The 20,608-nt window shown below is 59.0% G+C and carries 17 protein-coding genes; 15 read left to right on the plus strand and 2 right to left on the minus strand.

Translation table 11 applies throughout. The features are described 5' to 3' along the window. Nucleotides 1-32: 32 nt before the first annotated feature. Nucleotides 33-1,244 carry an aromatic ring-hydroxylating oxygenase subunit alpha gene (locus tag MPRO_RS04820; RefSeq protein WP_067288070.1) on the minus strand — a complete coding sequence of 404 codons (1,212 nt, stop codon included), beginning with the start codon at nt 1,242-1,244 and terminating at the stop codon, nt 33-35. A gap of 270 nt (nt 1,245-1,514) precedes the next feature. Here MPRO_RS04820 and MPRO_RS04825 point away from each other — a divergent pair, with 270 nt between their 5' ends. From MPRO_RS04825 to gbcB, 5 genes are all read left to right on the plus strand, one after another. Beyond that, nucleotides 1,515-2,459 carry a LysR family transcriptional regulator gene (locus MPRO_RS04825; protein WP_281177145.1) on the plus strand — a complete coding sequence of 315 codons (945 nt, stop codon included), beginning with the start codon at nt 1,515-1,517 and terminating at the stop codon, nt 2,457-2,459. Nucleotides 2,460-2,863: 404 nt separating this feature from the next. Continuing rightward, nucleotides 2,864-3,772, plus strand: a complete 909-nt coding sequence (locus tag MPRO_RS04830) for a dihydrodipicolinate synthase family protein (protein ID WP_067288075.1) — start codon at nt 2,864-2,866, stop codon at nt 3,770-3,772. Then, nucleotides 3,772-5,265 (plus strand): aldehyde dehydrogenase, encoded by a 1,494-nt coding sequence (locus MPRO_RS04835; RefSeq protein ID WP_067288078.1) that lies wholly within the window; start codon nt 3,772-3,774, stop codon nt 5,263-5,265. Before MPRO_RS04830 ends, MPRO_RS04835 begins: the two co-directional genes overlap by 1 nt. A gap of 113 nt (nt 5,266-5,378) precedes the next feature. Beyond that, a complete protein-coding gene (locus tag MPRO_RS04840) occupies nt 5,379-6,725 on the plus strand; it encodes an NAD(P)/FAD-dependent oxidoreductase (RefSeq protein WP_067288081.1) in 1,347 nt (448 codons plus the stop codon). Nucleotides 6,726-6,765: 40 nt separating this feature from the next. Next, nucleotides 6,766-7,875 (plus strand): glycine betaine monooxygenase reductase subunit, encoded by a 1,110-nt coding sequence (gbcB, locus tag MPRO_RS04845; protein ID WP_067288083.1) that lies wholly within the window; start codon nt 6,766-6,768, stop codon nt 7,873-7,875. Nucleotides 7,876-8,438: 563 nt separating this feature from the next. On the opposite strand, the gene MPRO_RS04850 is transcribed toward gbcB, so the two are convergent. Beyond that, entirely contained in the window at nt 8,439-10,319 is a 1,881-nt protein-coding gene (locus MPRO_RS04850; RefSeq protein WP_067288086.1) for a bifunctional sugar phosphate isomerase/epimerase/4-hydroxyphenylpyruvate dioxygenase family protein, read from the minus strand. A 240-nt stretch (nt 10,320-10,559) separates the two neighbouring features. On the opposite strand from MPRO_RS04850, the gene pcaQ reads away from it, so the two are divergent. The 10 genes from pcaQ (at nt 10,560) to MPRO_RS04900 (ending at nt 20,312) form a co-directional block, all read left to right on the plus strand. Next, nucleotides 10,560-11,513 (plus strand): pca operon transcription factor PcaQ, encoded by a 954-nt coding sequence (gene pcaQ / locus MPRO_RS04855; protein ID WP_067288090.1) that lies wholly within the window; start codon nt 10,560-10,562, stop codon nt 11,511-11,513. A gap of 83 nt (nt 11,514-11,596) precedes the next feature. Next, nucleotides 11,597-12,781 (plus strand): bifunctional 3-oxoadipate enol-lactonase/4-carboxymuconolactone decarboxylase PcaDC, encoded by a 1,185-nt coding sequence (gene pcaDC / locus MPRO_RS04860; RefSeq protein WP_067288093.1) that lies wholly within the window; start codon nt 11,597-11,599, stop codon nt 12,779-12,781. A gap of 1 nt (nt 12,782) precedes the next feature. After that, nucleotides 12,783-13,481 (plus strand): protocatechuate 3,4-dioxygenase subunit beta, encoded by a 699-nt coding sequence (gene pcaH / locus MPRO_RS04865; RefSeq protein WP_245635030.1) that lies wholly within the window; start codon nt 12,783-12,785, stop codon nt 13,479-13,481. 3 nt (nt 13,482-13,484) lie between these two features. Continuing rightward, on the plus strand, nt 13,485-14,084 hold the full coding sequence (pcaG, locus tag MPRO_RS04870) for a protocatechuate 3,4-dioxygenase subunit alpha (protein ID WP_067288098.1): 600 nt from the start codon (nt 13,485-13,487) through the stop codon (nt 14,082-14,084). 13 nt (nt 14,085-14,097) lie between these two features. Next, a complete protein-coding gene (locus MPRO_RS04875; RefSeq protein ID WP_067288101.1) occupies nt 14,098-14,928 on the plus strand; it encodes a 3-oxoadipate:acetyl-CoA acetyltransferase in 831 nt (276 codons plus the stop codon). Nucleotides 14,929-15,022: 94 nt separating this feature from the next. After that, on the plus strand, nt 15,023-15,880 hold the full coding sequence (locus tag MPRO_RS04880) for a CoA transferase subunit A (protein ID WP_067288104.1): 858 nt from the start codon (nt 15,023-15,025) through the stop codon (nt 15,878-15,880). Nucleotides 15,881-15,893: 13 nt separating this feature from the next. Further along, nucleotides 15,894-16,664, plus strand: a complete 771-nt coding sequence (locus MPRO_RS04885; RefSeq protein WP_067288107.1) for a CoA-transferase subunit beta — start codon at nt 15,894-15,896, stop codon at nt 16,662-16,664. A 9-nt stretch (nt 16,665-16,673) separates the two neighbouring features. Further along, nucleotides 16,674-17,879: a 3-oxoadipyl-CoA thiolase gene (gene pcaF / locus MPRO_RS04890; RefSeq protein WP_067288110.1), complete on the plus strand. Its 1,206-nt coding sequence runs from the start codon at nt 16,674-16,676 to the stop codon at nt 17,877-17,879. 121 nt (nt 17,880-18,000) lie between these two features. Continuing rightward, nucleotides 18,001-19,332 (plus strand): class-II fumarase/aspartase family protein, encoded by a 1,332-nt coding sequence (locus tag MPRO_RS04895; RefSeq protein ID WP_067288113.1) that lies wholly within the window; start codon nt 18,001-18,003, stop codon nt 19,330-19,332. A 44-nt stretch (nt 19,333-19,376) separates the two neighbouring features. Then, a complete protein-coding gene (locus MPRO_RS04900) occupies nt 19,377-20,312 on the plus strand; it encodes an AEC family transporter (RefSeq protein ID WP_067288117.1) in 936 nt (311 codons plus the stop codon). The last annotated feature ends 296 nt before the right edge of the window (nt 20,313-20,608 follow it).

Consider the following 20,608-nt stretch of genomic DNA (forward strand, 5'->3'; position numbering starts at 1 on the left):
CAAGCATGGGCATCTAGGGAGGGTAAAACTGCTTAGTCAGCCAGTTTTTTCTGCATGGTGGCGCAGTACCAGTCAACGAACTGACAAACACCATTTTCCGCCAGGTCCGAGAAGGGGCCCGGAATATAGGATGGCGAACTGACGCCCCTGAAGGTCTCTTCCACCAGCTGACGATCCTGGTCATTGGTGGCCAGCCAGACTTTTGTGAGGTTGTCCAGGTCGTAGTCTTTGCCTTCTTCAGCGGTGGCCGGCACCAGCCACTTGGTGGTGACCAGGGTTTCACCCGCGCCCAGGGGCAGGATGCGAAAGCTCAAGGCATGATCGCCCAAAAAGTGATTCCAGGTAGAGGGGTAGCGGAAATACAGCAGCGCCCCTATATTCTGCTCATCGGTGTTATCAAGGCGCCCCTTGACCGCAGGCTTGCCGTTCATGGTGTAGCTGATGGCATCCTTGAACAGCGGAATGCGCGTCATGCGGTGATAGCCGTTCGGGTCCATTACCAGGCGGCTCGGCAGACCGGCTGCCTCGCAGCGATCCCAGTAGGCCACCAGTTCCGGGCTTTCGGCACCGCCGACACCGGCCACGGCCAGGTTTTCCATAAAGGAGTTCAGCAGCTCCGGGTGCGCGCCGTCGCAGTGATAGCACTCACGATTGTTCTCGAATACCAGTTTCCAGTTACCCTTCTCCACCAGGTTGGACTCGAAGGCCACCTTGCAGTTATCCAGGTTGTGGGGCTCGATAAAGGGCGCGACTTCTGCGCGGAATGCTTCAAAATCCGGCGCCTCTGGGGCAACGCAGACATAGATATAGCTGTTCACCACCTCACAATGCACCGGCTCCAGGCCATGGTCATCGGTCTTGAAAGACTCGCCCATGTTGGCGGCAAACAGCAGCTTGCCATCCAGGTCGTAGGTCCAGCGGTGGTAAGGACACACCAGCTTGGCCACCTTGCCCTGGGCCTGGGAGCAGATACGCGAACCGCGGTGACGACAGGCATTGTGGAAGGCACGCACATCCCCCTTGGCATCGCGCACCACCAGCACCGGATACTTGCCGATCTGCAGTGTCAGGTATTCGCCGGCTTTCGGGATTTCGAAGCTGTGACCGGCAAAGATCCACTCCTTGTGCCAGATCTGCTCCAGGTCCTGCTCATACACATCGGCATCCGAATAGAGCTCGCTACTCAGGGCATGGCGGGGCTTGCGCTGATTGATCAGGGCCAGTGTCTTCGCTTTTGTTGTCATTTCCTCACTCCAGTCACGGCGGGATTCGCAGTTATTGATACGCAGGTGTGCCGCCCCGGGTCACAGGGTCTGAATCTGTAACCCGTCTGTCCCCGCGGCCTGCTTTATGGCAAGCTGCTTGGGATCAGGGCCGTGGTGCCAGCCGGCTGCTTTTATCATGGCAACCAGTCTAGAAGCCCCTCCCCGGCGGGCAAAGCGACTTTTTATCAAGGTTATTAAATACGTATCGTTATGGTTAAACACGCTGAACCGGACAAAGTATTGGTCAAGATGCCCTCACTCAGGGCAGTGAGGTCATTTGTGGCGGCCGCCAAGTACCAGAACTTCACCCGTGCGGCCGAAGCCCTGTGCGTTACCCAGGCGGCCATCAGCCGGCAGATTCGCGAACTCGAAGCCAGCCTTGGCATCGAGCTTTTCAAGCGTTCCGGGCGCGCAGTGGTACTGACCGAAGCCGGCGCCATCTTCTACGATGCCGCCTACCTGTCCTTCGTCAATATCGCCCAGGCCGCCGAACGCGTACAGGGGCTTGGCAGCAGCAAGAAGATGCTGACCATCTGCTGCACCCCGGCCTTTTCCGCGCTCTGGCTGTCCCGTCGCCTGCCGGCATTCTTCACCGCTAACCCGGATGTCGACCTCAACGTCGTGACCACGGAAAACTTCCTGCAAATGGAGCCCGGCGTCTCGCCAGATATATTCATCAACAAGGTCGCCGACCCCCGCGAGGGCTACCATTCAATCCCGCTGTTCCATGACCTTATCTACCCGATCTGCACCCCCGAGTATCTGCGCCAGCATCCTGAAGTGGCGAGCCTTGAGGGACTGCGCGACAGCGTGTTGCTGAACCTGAGCCCCTATGGCCGCTCCCAGGTGGCAGAACATCTGGACTGGAATGTCTGGTTCTCGTTTTTCAAGATAGGCGCCAACGCCCGCGTTGATGACAGCTATCACCTGTTCAATGCCAACGACTACAACATGCTGATTCAGATGGTGCTGAACAATCAGGGCGTGACCCTGGGCTGGCATCACCTGGTAGCGCCGCTGCTGGCCGACGGGCGTCTGGTGGCACCGGTGACACCGGTAGTGGAGCTGAAGGAAAAACTGCATTACCTGACCTACGCCGATAACAAGACCAACAATGAAGCCTTTTGCCTGTTCCGTAACTGGATGCTGGCGTGCGTAGAAGAAGAGCTAACCGCTGTGCCACCAGCCGAGTAGCAGCCTGCTAGATCCACAAAAACGCATAGCCGTAACTTCGCCTCCAAACTGCCCGCATCTATCACAGGGCAGTCTTGTGGGAAGCTGACTGCCGACTGCCCGCAGCAAAGAGCGCAGCACAAACACCCCGGGCAATAGCCCGCAAATCGCCCCAGAATCGCTCCCGTTGCAGGCGCCTCATCGAGGCTTCTGGATGCCTATTCACAGAACAACAGCGCCGGCCCAGGGCCGGCTTTCGCACCCCCATTTTGCTGATAACCTATCGTTATGCTATTTGCGATAAAAAGGTTGATTGTGGCTTTTCCACTCCCCTCTTAGAATTTTCCTATCCGCGATCTATCAGGCTTGGACCTTTTAATTTCGCGCCAATTCGGACACGACAATCATAACGAAGGTTAATTAATATGCACTTCGAAGGAATTTACACGCCGGTAATTACGCCTTTCAAGGCAGACTATTCCATCGATTACGATGCCTATGCATCGCATGTACAGTTTCTGCTTGAGTCCGGCGTTCAGGGTCTTATGATTGGTGGTACCACAGGTGAGTATTATGTGGAGAGCCACGAAGAGCGTGTTGAATTACTGAAAATCGCACGCCAGGTCTGCGGTAATAAATTGCAGATCATCTTCGGAACCGGATCAATCGACCCTGCAGCCTCAGTTAAGCTGGCAGAAGCGGCTGTTAAACATGAGGCCGATGTTCTTCTGGTTGCTACGCCTCCCTATTCACTGCCGACTCAGCAGGAATTGGCACAGCACGCACTGACAATTGACCGGGCAGCCAACCTTCCAATCATGCTTTATAACTATCCAGACCGGATGGGTATAAATATGGAAGCCGAATTCTTTGACCTGATTGCTGAGTCGCCCAATTTCTGCAGCATTAAAGAGAGCTCGGGAGATATCAACCGCCTGCATATGCTGATGAATGATTACCCCGAAATCCAGGTTGCTTGCGGCATGGATGACCAGGCACTGGAGTTCTTTGCCTGGGGCGCCAAAAGCTGGGTTTGCGCCGGCTCCAACTTCCTGCCCAAAGAGCACATTGCGCTCTATAACGCCTGCGTGCTGGAAAACGACTTCGCCAAAGGTCGCCGCATCATGGCAGCGATGATGCCACTGATGAGCGTGCTTGAGCAGGGCGGCAAATTTATTCAGAGCGTCAAGCACGGTGTAACCCTGGACGGCCGTTTTTCCGGAACAGTACGCAAGCCTCTGCTGGGCCTGAGTGAGCATGAGAAAACGGCCATGGCTCAGGTAGTCAAAGAGTTGAAACTGAATATCGCTAACATTGTATCGGAGGCCAAGTAATGTCTGATCTGCTGACCCATGAAGAATATAAAGAGATTGCGGCGAAGCTGACGCCGCCCTCCATGAGCTTTATTAATGGTGGCTTCCGCCCTTCCAGCGACGGAGAAACCATCGCCGTAACAAATCCGGCCACCGGCGAGCTGATCACCCAGATCGCGGCCTGCACTGTTGCCGATGTCGATTTTGCCGTTGCCAAGGCGCGCACAGCATTTGATACGGGCGTCTGGAGCAAGCGTCATCCAACAGAACGCAAGAACGTTTTAATTCAGCTCAGCAAACTGATTGAACAGAACGCCAGCGAGCTGGCTGTGCTGGAAAGCATCGACTCCGGCAAGCCCATTCTTGACTGCGTCACCATCGATATTCCGGAAGTGGCGCACACTATCAGCTGGCATGCAGAGCTGATGGATAAAATATACGACCAGACAGCACCGGTCGGAAATGACGCCGTCGCCATGGTGGTGCGTGAACCCGTTGGCGTTGTTGGCGCCGTACTGCCCTGGAACTTCCCGATCCTGATGCTGGCGTGGAAAATTGCGCCCGCACTAGCAGCAGGCTGCTCCATGATCGTTAAGCCTGCCGCGCAGACATCACTGACGGCGTTGCGTGTTGCCGAGCTGGCAACCCAGGCAGGCCTGCCTGATGGCGTGCTGAATATCGTGACCGGCAGCGGCAGTGTCGTAGGCGAGGCGATTGGCAGCCATATGGACATCGACATGGTGACCTTCACCGGCTCGACAGAAACCGGCCGTCGCTTTCTGCGCTACTCAGCCGACTCCAATATAAAGGAAGTGGTACTGGAGCTCGGTGGCAAGAACCCCTGCATCGTGCTGGATGATGCCGAAGACCTGGATAAAGTTGCCGCCCAGGTTGTCGCCGCCGCCTTCTGGAACATGGGCGAGAACTGCTCAGCGGGTTCCCGCCTGATTGTACAGGCAGGCATCAAGGACAAGCTGATGGAGCGGGTGCTGCATCACTCCAAAGACTGGAAAACCGGCGATCCTCTGGATCCGTCGAACCAGCTCGGAGCCCTGGTCGACAAGGTACATTTTGGCAAGGTCTGTGAATATCTCGAGATCGCCAAGGATGAAGGCCACACTCTGATTTTGGGTGGAGACACGCTAAACGGCTGCTATGTAATGCCGACCATTTTTGACGGTGTGAAAAACAGCGACCGTCTGGCGAAAGAAGAGATTTTTGGACCGGTTCTGTCTGTCATTACCGTCAGCAGCTACGAAGAAGCCATCGCCGTTGCCAACGATACCGAATACGGCCTGGCAGCTTCGGTATTCACGGCCAATGGGAAAACGTCCATGCGTGCAGCTCAGGCGTTGCGTGCAGGCACCGTCACCGTGAACTGCTTTGGCGAAGGCGATGTATCGACACCTTTCGGTGGCTACAAGCAGTCGGGCTTTGGTGGTCGCGACAAATCCATTCATGCACATGATCAGTTCACCCAGCTGAAAACTATCTGGATTGATCTGTCTGACTGATAGCCAAAGGTTCTAACCGGGCCGGTACTGCAATTAGCGGCGACGGGCCAAAGTTCCAGGCGCATGGCCCTCACCTGCGCAGTTACCCGGTTCCGGTTCAGAAGGACAACTCTATGACCAAAACTATAAAAGTTAAGCGTTTACCTGTGGATCCAGGTCCCGCGGCCTGGAACAGTATTTTGACACCGGCATCAGAGTACCCACGCCTGAACGGGGATATCAATGCTGACTGGGTCGTTGTTGGCGGCGGCTTCACCGGTATCGCCGCAGCCCGCAGGCTGTCTCAGCTGGTCGGGACTGAGTCGATCGTGCTGCTGGAAGCAAAGCGACTGGCCGATGGCCCCGCCGGGCGCAATAGCGGCTTTATGATCGACTTGCCCCATGATCTGAGCTCGGAGACCTATGCCGGTGCCCATGAACATGACCTGCGGCAGATTAAATTAAACCGCGAAGCCATCCGGTTTGCCGACGAAATGGCCACTGAGTACAGCATGCCAAAAGCCGTATTTAATCCATGCGGAAAAGTCACCGCAGCGGGTTCAGCCCGCGGCGAACAGCATATTGCCAGTTACCAGGAGCATTTAACCACGCTCGGTGAAAGCTTCCGATTAATGGACCCGTCGGAAATGAAAGAGTGGACAGGCTGTGATTTTTATCGAAACGGGCTCTTTACGCCCGGGGCAGTAATGATACAGCCGGCGGCCTTTATTCGTCAGGCGGCCGAGGGCCTGAGCGCCAGGGTCAGCATTTATGAAAACAGCCCTGTCACCAGCATGGAACTCGGCGCTGTGCATAAACTGGTCACCCCCGGAGGCGTGGTAAAAGCCAAGGGGGTTATTCTGGCGGTCAATGGTCATATTCAGTCGTTTGGCTTCTTCCCGAAAAGGCTGCTGCATGTATTTACCTACGCATCCATGACCCGGGCCCTGACGCCAGGAGAAGCCAAGCGTTTGGGTGGTGCCAGTAACTGGGGTGTATTGCCCGCCGATCCCATGGGCACAACGGTACGTCGCAGCTCTGACTTTATGGGCAGTGGGGATCGTATTGTGATTCGCAATCACGCGACCCTGAACCAGTCGATTGAAGCTTCCACCCAAAATATGAAAAGAGCGGCAAGGTTACAGGATCGCTCTTTTGAGAATCGTTTTCCGATGCTCAAGGGGGTTGAGATGGAGTATCGCTGGGGAGGACGACTGTGCCTTTCCCTGAACTCCACGCCCGCCTTTGGCGAAGTTGAACCCAGAGTCTGGGCAGCCGCCTGTCAGAATGGTCTTGGGACGGTGAAAGGCACCCTGTCCGGCATGATGGCCGCCGAGCAGGCCGTACTCGGCAGCTCTCAACTGCTGACCCAATTTCTGGACCACCAGCAGCCCAGGAAGCTGCCACCCGAGCCCTTTCTGACGGTTGGCGCCAACATGACCATGCGCTGGAAGGAATGGCAGGCCGGCATTGAAATGTAACCCTCCCGGCGCGAGCCGGGACGCTGAACAGGTAAAATCGATGACCCACTTCAACACTAGCGAGTTTCTGGACACGGTCCGCACCCAGACCTGGAGCAACGGCCGCCACCTGGTGCGCTGCGTGCGGGTCATCCGTGAAACCGCAGACGTTTGCACCTTTACTTTCAGCATGGGTCAGCCGGTGCTGTTTTTCTTCAAGCCCGGGCAGTTCGTCACCCTGGAGCTGGAGATTGCCGGCCAGCGCGTCATGCGCTCCTACACCATTTCCAGCTCGCCCTCGATTCCCTACAGCTTCTCGATCACAGTGAAGCGTGTCCCCGGCGGAGAGGTCTCCAACTGGCTGCACGACAACCTGACATCCGGCGATCAGATCGCCGTGCATGGCCCTGTGGGCCAGTTCAACTGCCTGGATTACCCGGCCGAGAAAGTCCTGCTGCTGTCCGGCGGTGTTGGCATTACCCCTGTGATGTCCATGGCGCGCTGGTGGTTTGATACCGACACAGAAGTCGATATCGCCTTCGTCCACAGCGCCCGCACCCCGGGAGATGTAATCTACCGGCACGAGCTGGACTACATGTCCTCGCGCATCGGCAATTTCCAGCTGCATCTGGTCTGCGAGCACCACGACGTGGGCCAGGTCTGGGGCGGCTACCGCGGCCGGGTCGATATCAATATGCTGCAGCTTATTGCTCCGGACTTCCTTGAACGCGAAGTCTTCTGCTGTGGCCCCGAGCCCTACATGAAGGCCATTCGCACCCTGCTGGAGCTGGCCGGTTTTGATATGCGCCGGTATCACGAGGAATCCTTCGACGCTACGCCAGCCCGCGATGTGCGCCAGGCCGAGGTGCATGCCGACGAAGCCCAGCAGGCAGAACTCGTCGAACTGGAGATGGCCCGGGTCAATTTCGCGGATTCCGGCCAGAGCATCGAGGTCGCCCTTGGCTGCAACCTCAACGAGGCCGCCGCCGAAGCCGGCATCAACATACCCAAGGCCTGCGGTATCGGCATCTGCGGTGCCTGCCGGGTGCGCATCATCGATGGTCGCTCCACCATGGCGCACAACGGCGGCATCAGCGCCGAGGAGATCGAGCAGGGCTATGTGCTGTCCTGCTGCACCCAGGTCGATGGCGACCTGCAGGTCGAGTTCTGATAACCGGGTGCTTCCTGCAGGCTCCGACTTTCCTCAAAAAAGGGTTCTTCCAGTTTTAGCGAGCAAGTGGTGCTGGGCAGGTAAACGAATGCACCGCCTCCGTGTAGAGAGGTCTAGTCAATCAAGCATCACAATGGTCGGATAGTCCCTTTTTCGCCCTTTTGGGCGCCTTACTTTTCTTTGCTCGTGCGAAAGAAAAGTAAGCAAAAGAAACACGCCCTAAGAAGCCTTCACACTGCGCGCTGGAACGATTTTCCGGGCGCCTGCCTTCAAGGTTAAGAGCCTGCACGGCTTTTATCGGATCTGCGGCTCGGCATCCCTGCCTCGCCCCTGAAGGGCCTGACCGAAAAATAGCCGCAGTGCTCGCCGGCTTCTCACGGGGCCGGAGTGCCGCCCTCAACTATCTGGAAATGCTGCGGAACCGATTGAGGCGATATTGACAGCCCAAGTAGCAAAGCCATGACAAGCTTTGTGCCATGCGCACCTCACCCGCCCTGCTAACTAATAACTAATAACTAATCACTAATTACAAATTACAAATAACTAATGGCCTTAACCGCCGCTCAAAGCCCCTCGTCGCGTCTATACTGGCGGGCCTGGGACGCCATGCGGATATGGGCATTGGCTTCGCCGTAACGGTCGTAATCGCCAATGCGCTGTACCACCTCGAAGAAGACACCGTGGGCTTCGCGGGTATAGAAGTGGAAGAATTCGCCGTCGTCATTGCGATCATACAGAATATTCAGGCTGCGCAGACGCGCCAGTAATTCGGGCTCAGGTGCAAAGCGTGCATCCAGATCACGGTAGTAGTTTTCCGGAATAGGCAGCAACTGTTCAGCGCCCACCGCAGTTGCCGCCGCAAAGATATCCTCGCAGCCAAAGGCGATCTGCTGCACGCCGGACCCCTTGGCCTTGTGGATAAAGCGCTGCGCCGAGGCTTCCCGCGCGGCGGTCATGTTCAGCGGAATCCGCACCCGGCCATCCCGGTTCTTGGCGACACGGCTCACCACCAGGCCATAGATGTCCGGCAGATCCGTACTGGCTTCAACCTCAAACCCAAACAGCGACTTGTAGAAAAAGGACGCCGACAGGAAATCGGTATTGGAGACCGTCTGACCAATATGATCGATGCGCTGCAGCCCGACACGGGGCTCGCCGGCATCTTCCAGCGCCACAAAGTCGATATCGAAAAAGCGGAACTTGCCCGGGCGTTCGACAAAGTACACCAGGCTGTCACCTATGCCACGGATGGCCGGAATATTCAGCTCGCCAGGGCCGGCCTGATTGGCAAAACGGCTGCTGCGATAGCGTTCGGTCCGCGCCAGCATGGCACTAAGGTCAGTGGTGGCAAAGGCCAGGGCACAGATGGACACGCCGTGGGCCTGATAGTGCTCATGGGCCTGGCTCAGGGGCTCGCGGTTCAGCACCAGGTTGATGTCGCCCTGGCGCATCAGGCTGACATTCTTGGAGCGGTGGCGGTGAGTTTCGCGAAAGCCCAGACTTTGCAGCAATGCCACCAGCTCGGCGCCACTGTCACCTTCGACGGCAAACTCGATAAACTCGACGTCGGTGATCTCGGGCTGCGGTACGGGTGCGACTGTAAGCTCAAACGCAGGCGCCTGGGCGGGCGCAGCGCTCGTCTGCTCATCAAGCCAGATCAGTGAGCGCATGCCGTCCACCGCCTTTTCCAGCGGCGATGAGGAACGGAACTCATCATTAAAGATTTCATGGGACAGGTAATCGTCAAAGCCCTTGTCCCGCAGACACTGCACGAACTCCACCACCGGCAGGTCCCCCTGCCCCGGGAAGCAGCGAAAGTGCCGGCTGTAGTGCAGTACTTCCATCTGCAGCCGTGGCGCATCGGCCACCTGCACCAGCGCTATCTTGTCGATGGGAATCTCGTCGCGCAGCACATCTAGCGTATTGCCGCGGGCAAACATGTGAAAGCTATCAAGAATAATGCCCAGGTTCGCATGATCGCCGCGTTTGACGATATCCCAGGCAACATCGTAATCCGCCACATGGCGGCCCCAGGCCAGTGCCTCGTAGCCGATGATAAAGTCTTGCTGGCGCGCCAGCTCCGCCAGTTCGTGCAGGTCGGCGGCGGCACGGTCGCGATCGTCGATCACATGGGGTGACACATTGCTGCAAATCAGCAGTCGCTTGGTACCCAGTTCATGCATCAGCTCGAACTTGCGCTGCACCCGGTAAAAGTTCTGCGTGCGCCAGGGCTCCGGCATCGCCTCGAAGTCGCGAAACGGCTGCAGCGCAATGATTTCAAGCCCCAGATCTTCCGCCATCAGGCGCAGATCCCGCGCCGTGCCATCGAACTGAGTCAGATCATTCTCGAAAATTTCCACGCCATCAAAGCCCGCCTGCGCCGCGGCGCGCAGCTTTTCCTGCAGTGAACCTGAAATCGTGACCGTCGCGAGTGCCGTTTTCATGCTGTATTCCCGAAGATGCCTGGGCCATTGCCGCGCCCATGCATTGGCGCAGGCGGCTGAAATTTGTCATTGCGACCACACTACTCTGGTGATGCCGCGGTGATAAATGAATAATGCGCCTACTTAAATATCGAATTCGATATAACATTAGCTATATTTAGCCATCTAAAATGAAAAATCGCTATGCGTTCAATGATTTAAAAAACACCCTATACTTTAGACGAATTACCGGAGTATTCCATGCTTGAGAACCGCATCAAGTACCGTCATCTGCAATGCTTTCTGGAAGTTTCACGCCAGGGCAGCGTCGGCGGCGCCGCCGACGTGCTGGCGCTGACCCAGCCTGCGGTGTCAAAAAAGCTCAAGGAACTGGAGGAAATGCTGGGCGTGCGCCTGATGGAACGCAGCAAGAAAGGCGTGGAACTGACCCAGTTTGGCGAGGTATTTCTGAAATACGCCGGTGCCAGTGTGGCGGCACTGCGTGAAGGCACCGACAGCATTGCCCAGGCCCAGCAGCGCGGCAAGCTGCGCCTCAGTATTGGCGTACTGCCGACCGTGGCCACCAGTATTCTGCCCAGGGCCGTGCAACGTTTTCGCCAGGGCGGCATTGATGTCACCCTGAACCTGCAGACCGGGCCCAATGCACTGCTGTTAAGCCAGCTTCGCGTGGGCGAACTTGATCTGGTGGTCGGTCGCCTTGCCGAACCCGAACTGATGGCCGGGCTCTCTTTCCAGCACCTGTACTCTGAACGCATTGCCTTCGCGGTACGCCCAGAGCATCCGCTGTTGCAGAACCCTGCGCTGAATGTGCGGGATCTTGGCGCCTACCCAGTGCTTTACCCGCCCAAGGATTCCATCATAGCGCCCACCGTCGAGCGCTACCTGATCAGCCAGGGCATAGGTGCACTGCACGATCGCATCGAAACCGTGTCCGATGGCTTCGGCAAGGAGTACATCCGCCAGACCGATGCCATCTGGATCATTTCCAGGGGCGTGGTGGCGCGGGAAATTGCCGATGGCATCTTCAGTGAACTGCCGCTGGATACGCGGGAAACCCTCGGCCCCGTGGGCCTGACCACCCGGGCCGATACCATTGCATCGCCCGCGCTGCAGTTGCTTATGAACGCAGTGCGGGATGTAGCCCTGGCAATTAAAGCGACGGACCCCAACACGCATATCAATAAGAATATATAAAAACCATTAAACGTCATTTTACATATCATAAGAAGTCGGAGAAAGTAGAGACATAAGCTGCAACCACACCAGGGTCAATGACTATGCACAGCCTGTCGCTCAACGGAGAATTCATCCACTACCAGCTGGACGGTCCATCGCATTTGCCGCTGCTGGTTTTTTCAAACTCGCTGGGGACCGACCTGCGGGTCTGGGATCCTCTGCTGCCCGAACTGAAACAGCAGTTTCGCTTCCTGCGCTACGACAAGCGCGGACACGGCCTGTCGTCCTGCCCGCCGGCCCCCTACCAGCTCGATGATCATATCGACGATTTGATCGGTCTGCTGGATGCGCTGGAACTGAGCCAGGTCACGCTCTGCGGCCTGTCGGTCGGCGGTATGATCGCCCAGGGCGTCGCCGCCAAACGCCCGCAGCTGGTGAAAAATCTCATCCTGTGTGACACCGCCCACAAGATAGGTCCCGCCTCCATCTGGGAAACCCGCATTGAGACGATACATGCGCACGGCCTGGAGTACATTGCCGACGCCGTGATGGAACGCTGGTTTGCCGCCGCCTTCCGCCAGGAAAAAGCCGCCGAAGTCACTCTGTGGAGCAACATGATGGTGCGCACGCCGGTGGAAGGCTATATCGGCACCTGTGCCGCCATTCGCGATGCCGACCTGACCGCAAGCTCCGCCGCGCTGACTCAGCCCACGCTCTGCGTGGTGGGCGACGAAGACGGCGCCACGCCACCCGACCTGGTGCGCTCCACCGCAGAGCTGATTCCAAACGCGCGCTTTGAACTGCTGGCCAATGCCGGTCACCTGCCCTGTGTTGAACAGCCCAAAGCCCTGGCCGCGCTGATTCGCGACTTCCTCGCCGAGGTAACCGAACCCCTGAGCCGCTACGAGCAGGGCATGCAGGTACGCCGCTCGGTACTGGGCAATGCCCACGTTGATCGCGCCGAAGCCAACAAGACCGCCTTCGATGAGCCCTTCCAGAGCTTTATCACCGAAGGCGCCTGGGCTTCAGTCTGGAGCCGACCCACGCTGAGCAAGCGTGATCGCAGTCTGATCACCATTGCCCTGATGGCGGCCCTGGGCCACGACGAAGAGCTGGCCATGCATATCCGTGCCACCGCCAACACCGGTGCCACCCTGGACGAAGTCCGTGAAACCCTGTTGCACCTGGGCGTCTACGCCGGTGTGCCCGCATCCAATGTCGCCATTCGCATCGCCAAGGAAACCTACACCGGCATGGGAATCGCTATTAATGGAGGCAAGAACTGAGATGAGTACTATTACCAAGCGCGACTGGGCCAGCCATGCGGCCTATATCAGCCCCGAATACAAATCCACCCTGCTGCGCGGCGTATCGCAAAGCCTGGTAGACATAGATCCCGAACTGTCCGAGCTGACCGGCCCCGCCTACGGCGCCGAAGTGCTGGGACCGCTTGACCATGACCTGACCAAAAACGGCCAGGTGAACGGCGAGCCCCAGGGCGAGCGCATTGTGGTCACCGGCCGCGTGCTGGACGAAAATGGCAACCCGGTCGCCAACACTCTGGTAGAAGTCTGGCAGGCTAACGCCGCCGGCCGCTACGTGCACAAGGCCGATCAGCACGATGCGCCGCTGGACCCGAACTTCCTGGGTTCCGGCCGCTGTCTGACCGACGCAAACGGTTGCTATCGCTTTTACACCATCAAGCCCGGTGCCTATCCCTGGGGCAACCACAGCAACGCCTGGCGCCCGAACCATATTCACTTTTCCCTGTTCGGGCCCTCCATTGCCAGCCGTCTGGTGACCCAGATGTATTTCCCCGGTGACCCGTTGCTGGCGCTGGACCCTATCTATGCATCGGTGCCGGCCGGTGCCCGCGAGCGCATGGTGGCGGACTTCTCGATCGATGTGACCGAAGAAGGCTTTGCCCTGGGATATATCTTCGACATCGTGCTGCGTGGCGTGAATGCCACCCCAATGGAGGACTAATTCATGTCACTGAAGCAGACACCGTCCCAGACCGTAGGCCCCTACTTTGCCTATGGCCTGACCGCCGAACAGTATCACTACCCCCAGAGCCAGATCGCCAGCGGCGCCATGGCCAGTGACGAGACCCTGGGCGAGCGCATCCGCATTGTCGGCCAGGTGTTCGATGGCCAGGGCGAGCGCATCAACGATGCCATGATCGAACTCTGGCAGGCCAATGCCGCCGGGCGTTTTGATCACCCCAACGATGCCCGCCAGTCCCGCCCGCTGGACCCGAACTTCAAGGGTTTTGGCCGCGTCGGCACCGGCACCACGGCGGATAACAGCTTTCGCTTTGACACCATCAAGCCCGGTGCCGTGCAAGACGGCCGGGCACCGTATATCTCGGTGATCCTGTTTATGCGCGGCCTGCCGAATCATGCTTACACCCGGCTGTATTTCAGCGACGAGGCCAGCCTCAACGCCGAAGACCCGGCACTGAACAAGGTAGATAGCGCCCGTCGCGACACCCTGATCGCCACGCGCCATGAAACGTCCACCGGCGTGGAATACCGTTTCGACATCCATATGCAGGGCCCGCACGAAACCGTGTTCTTTAATTTCTAACAAGGATAAAGCCATGACTCGCCCCTGTATTATCAGCGTTGCCATCACCGGCTCCCTGCCACAGAAAGCCAATAATCCTGCGGTGCCCATCACCCCGGCCGAGCAGATAGAGTCGACCCACGAAGCCTTCGAGGCCGGTGCGACCCTGGTACACCTGCACGTGCGCAATGAAGATGGCAGCACTTCGTCTGATCCGGCACGCTTCGCCGAGGTACAGGACGGCATCCGCAAGCACTGCCCCGGCATGATCATTCAGTTTTCCACCGGCGGGCGCAGCGGCCAGGGCGACGAGCGTGGCGGCATGCTGCACCTCAAGCCCGATATGGCATCCCTGGCCACAGGTTCGGTCAACTTCGGTTCCATCGTCTATGCCAACTCGCCGGCGCTGATCGATGATCTGGCCGAGCGCATGCTGAAGTACGATATCAAACCCGAGATCGAAGCCTTCGACCTGTCGATGGTGTTCAACACCGCCAAACTGGTGGAGCGCGGCCTGATCAAGGCACCGGTACATCTGCAGTTCGTGACCTCGATTCCGAACGCCATTCCGGCCAACCGCGAAGTGCTGGAGTTCATGATCAAGCAGTACGAAAAGGTCTGCCCCGGCGGCACCTGGACGGCCGCCGGTATCGGCAAGCATCAGCTCGAACTCAACAAATGGGCACTGGAGCTGGGCGGCCACGTGCGCACGGGGCTGGAAGACAATGTGCGCTTTGACAAGAACACCCTGGCCAAGAGCAACGCCCAGCTGGTGGAGCGTCTGGCCGGCATGGTGGTCGATCATGGTCGCACCGTCGCCACGCCCGCTGAGGCCCGCGCCCTGCTAAGCCTGCCTGCGGCCTGATAGCCCCTCAAAAAATATAGTTTTAACTGCACCGAAAGCGGGGCTGCGCGCCCCGCTGCCAACACGGCTGCATTCGTTTTCCGAGGATCCTTGCATGACCCTGTTTGTATCGTTAAAAGAAGCGATCGCCGCCAACGTCTTTGACGGCGACGTGGTTGCACTGGAAGGCTTTACCCACCTGATTCCCTACGCTGCCGGACACGAGATTATCCGCCAGCAGCGCAAGGACCTAACCCTGATCCGCATGACGCCGGACCTGATCTACGATCAGCTGATCGGCATGGGCTGTGTCAAAAAGATGATCTTCTCCTGGGGCGGTAACCCCGGCGTCGGCTCCCTGCGTCGCTTCCGTGATGCCTACGAAAAGAGCTGGCCCCACAAGCTCGAGATCGAGGAACACAGCCACGCCGCCATGGCCAACGCCTATGAAGCGGGCGCTGCGGGCCTGCCGTGTGCGGTCTTTCGCGGCTACCTGGGCGCAGGTCTCGCCGAGGTGAACCCCAATATTCGCTTTATCGAATGCCCCTTCACCGGCGAGCGCCTCGCTTCGGTCCCCTCCATCCGCCCGGATGTCACCGTCATTCATGCCCAGAAGGCTAACCGCAAAGGTGATGTTCTGATCGAAGGTATCGTCGGTGTACAGAAGGAAGCGGTGCTGGCCGCGAAACGCGCCATCGTTACTGTGGAAGAAATCGTCGATAACTTCGATGACGTCCATCCCAATGCCTGCGTATTACCGAACTGGACACTGAAAGCCGTGGTGCAGGTACCGGGAGGCGCCCACCCGTCCTATGCCAAGGGTTACTACGAGCGCGACAACGCCTTCTACAAGGCCTGGGACCCGATCGCCAGCGAACGCGAAGGCTTCCAGGCCTGGATGCAGGAAAACGTACTGAACGCAGGTCCTGAAGTTTTCGCCAGCCGCGTTGCCTTTACCCAGGCCCAGAAGTAACAGGAGCCACCAGATGAATTACACAGCGACCGAAATGATGACCGTGGCCGCGGCCCGCGCCATCCGCAACGACGATGTCTGCTTCGTCGGTATTGGCATGCCGTCCGCAGCCTGCAACCTGGCCCGCCTGACCCATGCCCCCGACGTCACCCTGATCTACGAATCCGGCACCATCGGCACCAAGCCCGATGTACTGCCGCTGTCCATCGGCGACGGCGAACTCTGCGATACCGCCGTCACCACAGTGGCGGTACCGGAAATGTTCCGCTACTGGCTGCAGGGCGGACGCATCTCCGTCGGCTTCCTGGGCGCCGCCCAGCTCGACAAGTTCGGCAACCTCAACACCACCGTGGTCGGCGGTGACTACAACAATCCGAAAGTCCGCCTGCCAGGCGGTGGCGGTGCCCCCGAGATTGCGACCTCCTGCGGCGAGATATTTATCGTCATGAAGCAGTCGTCCCGCGGCTTTGTGGATAACATCGATTTCATGACCTCTCTGGGCCATGGCAAGACCGGCACCGAACGTGAAGCCCTTGGCATCAAGACCCGGGGCCCTAGCCGCCTGACCACGGATCTGTGCATCATGGAAACGGACCCCGAATCCAAGGAGTTCATCGTCACTTCCATTCACCCGGGTGTGACCCGCAAGCAGATTGCAGAAAATACCGGCTGGGCCATTCGCTTCGCCGACCAGGTGGTCGAGACACCGGCGCCCAATGATACTGAGCTCGCAGCCCTGCGTGCCCTGAACGAACGCACCGCCCGCGCCCACGCAGGCCAATAGGAGATAGACATGACCGTTGCCTATATCTGCGACTATGTGCGCACCCCCATTGGCCGCTTTGGTGGCGCCCTGGCCACGGTACGCCCGGATGATCTGGGCGCCGTGCCGCTCAAAGCCTTGCTGGAGCGCAATCCGCAGCTGGATCCGAGTGCCATCGATGACGTCATCTTCGGCTGTGCCAACCAGGCCGGTGAAGACAACCGCAACGTGGCGCGCATGTCGCTGCTGCTGGCCGGCTACCCGACCGCTGTGACCGGCACCACCATCAACCGCCTCTGTGGTTCGGGCATGGATGCCATCCTGATGGCAGCCCGCGCCATCAAGGCCGGTGAAGCCGATCTGATGATTGCCGGTGGCACCGAAAGCATGACCCGCGCCCCCTTCGTGATGCCCAAGGCCAGCAGTGCTTTCTCGCGTACTAACGAAGTGCACGACACCACCATCGGCTGGCGCTTCGTCAATCCGAAGATGAAGGCCGAATACGGCGTTGATTCGATGCCGGAAACCGGCGAGAACGTGGCAGAGCAGTTCGGCATCAGCCGTGCCGACCAGGACGCCTTTGCGCTGCGCTCGCAGCAGCGCGCCGCCAAAGCTCAGGCCGCCGGCATCTTTGCCGAAGAAATCGTGCCGGTGAGCATCCCACAACGTAAAAAGGACCCGATCCTGTTCGCCCAGGATGAACACCCCCGTGCCGATACCACGGCCGAAATTCTGGCAAAGCTCGGCACCCCCTTTCGCACCAACGGCAGCGTTACCGCTGGCAATGCTTCGGGCGTCAACGACGGTGCTGCGGCACTGATCATTGCTTCTGAAGAGGCGGTGAAAAAATATGGCCTGACACCTATCGCCAAGATACTCGGCGGCGCGACGGCCGGCGTTGAGCCGCGTATCATGGGCTTTGGCCCGGCGCCTGCGAGCCAGAAACTGTGCCAGAAACTGGGCATGAGCATTGATCAGTTCGATGTGATCGAACTGAACGAAGCCTTCGCCTCCCAGGCACTAGCAACATTGCGCGACCTGGGCTTGCCGGACGACGCCGAACAGGTGAACCCCAACGGCGGCGCCATCGCCCTGGGTCATCCGCTGGGCGCCTCGGGCGCACGCATCACCGGCACCGCAGCGCTGGAACTGAAACGCCGTGGCAAGCGCTATGCGCTGGCTACCATGTGCATCGGTGTCGGCCAGGGGATCGCCATAGCATTGGAAGCCGTCTGACCGAACAACCGGGTAGCTGGCGGCAGGAGGTCGTCGGTGTGCGAACAGGAGATCCGCACCCACCCGGGTTTCGTTACACTCAGGCTAACCCCCAATTCCTTTTACATCGGCGACAGGCATCATGATTCAGGTATCCCCCTTCGACTCCGGCCTCTATCAGACCCTGCTGTCCGACACCGAGGCCGGGCTCTGGCTCAATGACCAGGCCCAGCTTAGCGCCATGCTCAAGGTCGAGGGGGAGCTGGCCATGGCCCAGGCCGAAGCCGGCCTGATACCCGCAGACGCCGCCGCCGCCATTGCCGCGGCGGCGGCGTCCCTTATTCCAGACCCTGCCAGCCTGGCCGCAGGCACGGCGTCTGCCGGTGTGCCGGTGCCGGCCCTGGTGAAGGCGCTGAAAGATGTCCTGCCGGCCGAACAGGCACGCTGGGTACACTTTGGTGCCACCAGCCAGGATATTGTCGATACCGCGCTGATTCTGAACTGCCGCGAACTGATCGCATTGCATGAAAGCCGCATCAGGGCGCTGATCAGTGTCCTGGCGGACCTGGCCGAGACGCACCGCAACAGCCTGATTGCCGGACGCACCCGCACCCAGCAGGCCGTGCCCATGAGCTTCGGTTTCAAGGTAGCACAGTGGCTATCACCCTTGCTGCGCCAGCTTGAGCGCCTTGAAGAACTGAAACCCCGCGTGTTGAAAACCCAGCTCGGCGGCGCCGTGGGCACCCTGGCCGCCATGGGCGACAAGGCCGATCTGAGTGGCCAGATCCTGGCCCGCAGGCTGGATCTGGCCTGTGGCAGCAACTGGCATACCCAGCGCGATGCCCTGGTGGAGCTGTCTGGCTGGCTCGGTCTGACCACCGGCGCGCTGGGCAAGATCGCCCAGGACTGGCTGCTGCTGTCCCAGACGGAGGTTGGCGAAATCCGCTTCAGCAATGGCGGTGGTTCCTCCACCATGCCGCAGAAATGCAATCCGGTGAACGCCGAGATTATCCTTGCCATGGCCCGCCAGAACGCAGGTCTGGTCGGCCAGATGCACCAGGCCATGCTGCACGAGCACGAGCGCAGTGGCAGCAGCTGGGCACAGGAGTGGCTGGTACTGCCACAGCAGCTGATGGCCACCGCCGTGGCGCTGCGCCACGGCCTTGAAGCACTGCAGTTTATCGAGATCAATGCCCCGCGCATGCTTGAGAACCTGGGCGCCTTTAACGGCGTCATCTACGCCGAAGCCGCCACCTTCGAGCTGGCCCGCAGCATGCCCCGCGACCAGGCAGCACAGCTGCTCAAGGATGCCTGCCAGCAGGCTATCGCGGGCGATGAGCATTTGTTCGAGATAGTGGCACGCCTCAGCGGTATGCAGCTCAATGTTGCCCAGATGCAGCAACGCCTGCTGGGCGACGGCGCTACCGGCGTCTGGCTCGATACCCTGTTGCAACAGGCGCATGCCCTGCGCTGATCCCCCAAAAAATCTGCTGATATCCTGTTGCCACGGAGGCACCCATGCTGGCTGTAATGTCCATCACAGCGCCAATTTTTATACTTATTGCGCTGGGCTTTGTGGCGGTGCGGACACGGCTGATGCCCAGCGACGCCATCCCTGGCCTCGGCCGCCTGGTGATGTATTTCGCCATGCCGGTGCTGATTTTCAGCACTATTACCAACATGAAGTTCAGGGAGGTCATAGACCCGACCTATATGCTGGTGTACGGCCTGGGGTCTGCACTGGCACTGGCTGCAGGTATTGGGCTGAGTAAATGGCTGTTCCGCGATTCCATTGCCGCCGGCGGCGTAAAAGGGATAGGCATGGCGCTGTCCAACAGTGCCTTCTTTGGCTATCCGGTACTGCTGCAGGTATTTGACGATCCGCCCACCAATGCCTTCGCCATGGGCCTGATGATCGAAAACATGCTGATTTTTCCGCTGGCGCTGGTGCTGATTGAATACGGTGTGGGGCGCCAGAACGGTACGACCCTGGCGAGCGCCTGGAAGTCGGTGCTGGTGCGGGTCATGAAAAACCCGCTGATCATCGCCATAGTCGCAGGCATTGTGGCCTCGGCCATCGAACTGCAGTTGCCGGCAGTGGTCAATCAGAGCCTTGGCATGCTCGCCGGCGTTGCCGCTCCGGTGGCACTCTTTGTGGTCGGCGGCTCTCTGGTCAACAGTTCGCTGCGCGGCAGTGTGTCGGAAATCAGCCTGGTGGTGGTGGGCAAGCTGGCGCTACACCCGCTGATGATGGTGCTGCTGATCTGGCTGCTACCGGATTTCGATCCGCGTCTGCAACTGGCGGCGGTACTGATGGCCGCCATGCCGATGATGAGCATCTACCCTATCATCGGCGGCAATTATGGCTATCGCAGCCTCTGCGCCAGCATACTGCTGGTGACGACAGTGCTGTCCTTCGCCACCATCACCCTGACGCTCAAGCTGTTGCTCTAAGAGCACTTTCATCTTGCCTCGACCCATTGCGATCATTGAGACGAGATTAAGGTGGCCCTGTTGGAGCCGGTGCAGGCTGGGGTATCAGAGCGGTTTGATGACGCGTATTGCGCCTTGCTGGCGCGCACGCGCAAAGCAAGTAACCAAGGCTCTTTATCTTGACGGACGACGCCCCCGATGAAGCCTATTCGCTGTGCTCTGAAATCATTCGGAGGGCTGCGGCTCTCAAGGTTAGGAGTTGGTACATCCATGTACCTCATCGCGGGCGCATCAGTCCCTGTTGCGCCCCTTCGGGC

The sequence above is a fragment of the Marinobacterium profundum genome (assembly GCF_001528745.1).
Classification (GTDB): domain Bacteria; phylum Pseudomonadota; class Gammaproteobacteria; order Pseudomonadales; family Balneatricaceae; genus Marinobacterium_A; species Marinobacterium_A profundum.